The following is a 5,125-nucleotide window of genomic DNA, read 5'->3' as shown; positions in this document are numbered from 1 at the left end:
AGCGCGGCAGCACCCTCATCCGGACCCCCCGACGATCAAGAGCATTGCGAATAGGTGAACGTCCATGGCGACTGCGAACGAAGCCAAGCTCCGCGAATATCTGAAGAAGGTCACCACCGACCTCACCGCCGCCCACCGGCGGCTCCAGGAGGTCGACGACCAGGCCCATGAGCCGATCGCCATCGTGGGCATGAGCTGCCGCTTCCCCGGGGGTGTCAGCACCCCCGAGGAGCTGTGGCGGCTCATGGCCTCCGGCGGCGAGGCGCAGACGGAGTTCCCGGCCGACCGCGGCTGGGACCTGGCGAACCTGTTCGACTCCGACCCGGACACCCCGGACACCACCTACACCCGTGAGGGCGGGTTCCTGGGCGACGCCACCCGGTTCGACGCGGCGTTCTTCGGGATCTCGCCGCGCGAGGCCATGGCGATGGACCCGCAGCAGCGGCTGCTGCTGGAGACCTCGTGGGAGGCGTTCGAGCGGGCCGGGATCGACCCCGCGTCCCTGCGCGGCAGCCGGACCGGTGTCTTCGCGGGCATGAACGCCTCCGACTATCTGACGGTGGCGCTCGACGCCGCGGACGACTTCGGCGGCCACCTCGGCACCGGCAACGCCAGCAGCGTCGTCTCCGGCCGGCTCTCCTACGTGTTCGGCCTGGAGGGCCCCGCCGTCACGGTGGACACGGCGTGCTCCGCGTCACTGGTGGCGCTGCACCTGGCCGTCCAGTCGCTGCGGCTCGGCGAGTGCTCGCTCGCGCTCGCGGGCGGCGTCCATGTGATGTCCACGCCGGGCCTGTTCATCGAGTTCAGCCGCCAGCGCGGGCTGTCCGAGGACGGCCGCTGCAAGGCGTTCTCGGCGGACGCCGACGGCTTCGGCCCGGCCGAGGGCGTGGGCGTCCTGCTGGTCGAGCGGCTCTCGGACGCCCGCCGCCTGGGCCACAAGGTGCTGGCCGTGGTGCGCGGCTCGGCCGTCAACCAGGACGGCGCGTCCAACGGTCTGACGGCGCCCAACGGCCCGTCCCAGCAGCGCGTCATCCAGCAGGCACTGGCCAACGCGCGGCTGTCCGCGGGCGATGTGGACGTCGTGGAGGCCCATGGCACGGGCACCTCGCTCGGCGACCCGATCGAGGCGCAGGCGCTGCTGGCCACCTACGGCCAGGACCGGCCCGAGGAACTGCCCCTGCTGCTCGGCTCGGTGAAGTCCAACATCGGCCACACCCAGGGCGCCGCGGGCATCGCCGGGGTGATGAAGATGGTGCTGGCGATGCAGCACGGCGTCGTCCCCGAGTCGCTGCACATCGCCGAGCCGTCCCCGCACATCGACTGGTCCTCGGGGAAGATCGCGCTGGTCAGGTCGGCCACGCCGTGGCCCGAGACCGGCCGTCCGCGCCGTGCGGGCATCTCCTCCTTCGGCTTCAGCGGCACCAACGCGCACACCATCGTCGAGCAGGCCCCCGCCGAGGAGCCGGGCCCGGTCGAGCTGGTGTCCAAGCAGCCGGGTGTGCTGCCGTGGGTGCTCTCCGGCAAGAGCGAGGCGGCGCTGCGCGCCCAGGCGTGGCGGCTGCTGGACCGGCTGCACGACGAACCGGCGCTGCGCACGGTGGACGTCGGCCTGTCGCTGGCCACCACCCGCGCCGCCCTGGACCACCGCGGTGTGGTCCAGGGCCGGGACCGCGAGGAGCTGATGGCCGGGCTGACCGCGCTCGCCGAGGGCGGCATGGCGGCCGGTGTGGAGCGGGGCGCCGTGGTCGCCGGGCAGACGGCGTTCGTCTTCCCCGGGCAGGGGTCGCAGTGGGTGCGGATGGGCGTGGGGCTGATGGACGCCTCGCCCGTCTTCGGCGCGCGGATCGAGGAGTGTGCGGCGGCGCTGGCGGAGTTCACCGACTGGTCGCTGGTGGATGTGTTGCGGGGTGCCGAGGGCGCGCCGTCGCTGGACCGGGTGGATGTGGTCCAGCCGGTGCTGTTCGCGGTGATGGTGTCGCTCGCGGAGCTGTGGCGTTCGCTGGGTGTCGTCCCGGGCGCGGTGGTCGGCCACTCGCAGGGCGAGATCGCCGCCGCCTGCGTGGCGGGAGCCCTGTCGCTGAAGGACGCGGCGCGTGTGGTGGCGCTGCGCAGCCAGGCCATTGGCCGGGTGCTGGCGGGCAAGGGCGGCATGGTGTCGGTGGCGCTCCCGGTGGCGGATGTGCGCGAGCGCATCGCGCCCTGGGGCGAGGAGCGGATCTCGGTGGCGGCCGTCAACGGCCCGTCGTCGGTGGTCGTCTCCGGTGAGCCGACCGCGCTGGACGAGCTCCTGGCGTCCTGCGAGGCCGATGAGGTGCGGGCCCGCCGGGTGCCGGTGGACTACGCCTCGCACTCCGCGCAGGTCGAACTCCTCCGCGAGGAGCTGCTGGAGCTGCTGGCGCCCGTACAGCCGAAGAACGCCGAGGTGCCGTTCCTGTCGACGGTGACGGGGGAGTGGGTCGAGGGTCCGGAGCTGGACGCCGAGTACTGGTTCACCAACCTGCGGCGCACGGTTGAGCTGGAGGGCGCGGTCCGGCGGCTGCTGGACGAGGGCTTCGGCGTGTTCATCGAGTCCAGCGCGCACCCGGTGCTGACGATGGGGGTGCAGGAGACCGCCGAGGACGCCGGAGTGGACGCGGCCGCGATCGGGTCGCTGCGCCGTGACGAGGGTGGCCTGGACCGCTTCTGGGCCTCCGTCGGCGAGGCGTGGTCGCGCGGTGTGGCCGTGGACTGGGACGCGTTTTTCGACGGCACCGGCGCGCGCCGGATCGAGCTGCCCACGTACGCCTTCCAGCAGCAGCGCTACTGGCCGGAGGCCGCGCCCGCGCAGGCGGGCGGGGGGCGCGGGCACGACGCCGTGGAGGCGAAGTTCTGGGCCGCCGTGGAGGCCGAGGACTGGCAGACGCTGGCCGCCGAGCTGACGGTCGAGGGCGATCAGCCCATGAGCGCCGTGCTGCCCGCCCTGGCGTCGTGGCGCAAGCAGGCCCGTGAGCAGTCCACGGTGGACGGCTGGCGCTACCGCGTGACGTGGAAGCCGCTCGCCGAGAAGCGATCCGCGCGGCTGACCGGCACGTGGCTCGTCGTCACCCCGGCCACCGAGGACACCTGGACCGACGCCGTCGCCGGTGTGCTCGCCGAACGCGGCGCCGACGTGACGCGGATCGTCGTGGACACCGCCGTCGACGGCCGGGAGGAGCTGGCCGCGCGGCTGCGCACCGCGCTCGCCGAAGCCGGAACCGACGCCGAGGCCGGAACCGGAACCGAAGCCGGAACCGACGCCGACGGCGCCGCTTTCGCCGGAGTGGTGTCCCTGCTGGCCCCGGCCGAGGGCACACACCCCGAGCACGCCTCCCTGCCCGCCGGAACGGCCGCCCAGCTCGCGCTGGTCCAGGCCCTCGGCGACGCGGGGATCGGCGCGCCGCTGTGGTGCCTGACGCAGGGCGCCGTCTCCGTGGGCGGCACGGACCGCCCGGCCGCGCCCGAGCAGGCCCTCGTCTGGGGCCTGGGCCGGGTGGCCGCGCTGGAGCACCTGGAGCGCTGGGGCGGTCTGATCGACCTGCCCGACACGCCCGACGAGCCCGCCCTGACCCGGCTGGTGGGCCTCCTCGCCTCCGACGGCGACGACGACCAGGCCGCGATCCGTGCCACCGGCGTCTTCGGGCCCCGCCTGGTGCGCGCCCCGCTGGCCGACACCTCCGCCGTACGGGCCTGGAGGCCGACCGGCACCACACTGGTCACCGGCGGTACGGGACGGCTCGGCGCACAGGTCGCGCGGTGGCTGGCCCGCAACGGCGCCGACCATCTCGTCCTGGCGAGCCGCAGGGGCCCGGACGCCCCCGGGGCGGTCGAGCTGGAGGCCGAGCTGACCGGGCTCGGCGCCAAGGTCACCCTCGCCGCGTGCGATGTGACCGACCGCGCCGCGCTCGCCGAGACCCTCGCGGCCATCCCGGCCGACCAGCCGCTGACGGCCGTCGTGCACACCGCCGCCGTCATCGACGACGGGGTGATCGAGGGGCTGACCCCCGATCAGGTCGAGCGGGTGCTGCGGCTGAAGGTGGACGCCACACGCCATCTGCACGAGCTCACCCGCGAGCTCGACCTGACCGCGTTCGTGCTCTGCTCGCACTTCTCCGCCACCTTCGGCGCACCGGGCCAGGGCAACCAGGCGCCCGGCAACGCCTTCCTGCACGCCTTCGCCGAGCAGCGCCGCGCGGACGGGCTGCCCGCCACCACGCTGACCTTCGGCCCGTGGGGCGACGGCGCCACGGTGGACGGCGCCGTGGGCGACCGGATGCGCCGCCACGGCATCAACGAGATGGCGCCGGAGCCGGCCACCGCCACGCTCCAGCACGCGCTGGACCGGGACGAGACCGCGCTGACCGTCATCGACATGGACTGGCGGCGGTTCACCCTCGCCTTCACCGCCGACCGGCCGCGGCCGCTGCTGCACGACCTGCCGGAGGCCCGCGAGGTCGTCGAGGAGATGGCCGCCGCCGAGACCGACGACGCGGGCGCCGCCGGGACGGCCCTGGCCGGGCAGCTCGCGGGCCTGCCGGAGACCGAGCGGGAGCGGGTGCTGCTGGATCTGGTGCGCAGCGCGGTGGCCGCCGTGCTGGGCCACTCCGGCGCCCAGGCCATCGAGGCCGGGCGGGCCTTCAAGGAGCTGGGCTTCGACTCGCTGACCGCGGTCGAGCTCCGCAACCGGCTGGGCGCCGCGAGCGGGCTGAAGCTGCCCCCGAGCCTGATCTTCGACCACCCGACCCCGGCCGCCGTGGCCGCCTATCTGCGGGCCGGGATCGCGCCCGACGAGGCGGCCGACGGCACGGCGGTGCTCGAGGAGCTCGACAAGCTGGAGTCCGCGCTCACCGGCACCGCGCCCGACAACATCACCCGGGCCCGGATCACCATGCGGCTCCAGTCGCTGCTGGCGAAGTGGAACGAGTCGGACGGCACGGCGGTCACCGCCGAGCCCGCCGCCGCGGCGGCGCGGGAGCGCCCGGCGAAGGACACGGTGGACGCCGAACAGCTCCAGTCGGCCAGCGACGAAGAGCTCTTCGCATTCATCAACAAGGGGCTCGGAAGGGCTTGACGGGAATTCCGCTATTGACGTCGTATCCGATGTCGGCCA

1 pseudogene is annotated in these 5,125 nt (G+C 74.2%); it reads left to right on the top strand.

Features of this window, described 5'->3' with window-relative positions:
• Positions 1-112: 112 nt before the first annotated feature.
• Positions 113-5,086: pseudogene (locus KHP12_RS20885) on the top strand (type I polyketide synthase); the annotation flags it as partial.
• Between the last annotated feature and the right edge of the window lie 39 nt (positions 5,087-5,125).

Origin of the sequence: Streptomyces asiaticus, from assembly GCF_018138715.1 — a bacterium.
Taxonomy (GTDB): domain Bacteria; phylum Actinomycetota; class Actinomycetes; order Streptomycetales; family Streptomycetaceae; genus Streptomyces; species Streptomyces asiaticus.
Note: the sequence above shows the minus strand (reverse complement) of the source record. Positions and strands in the feature narration are given on the sequence as shown.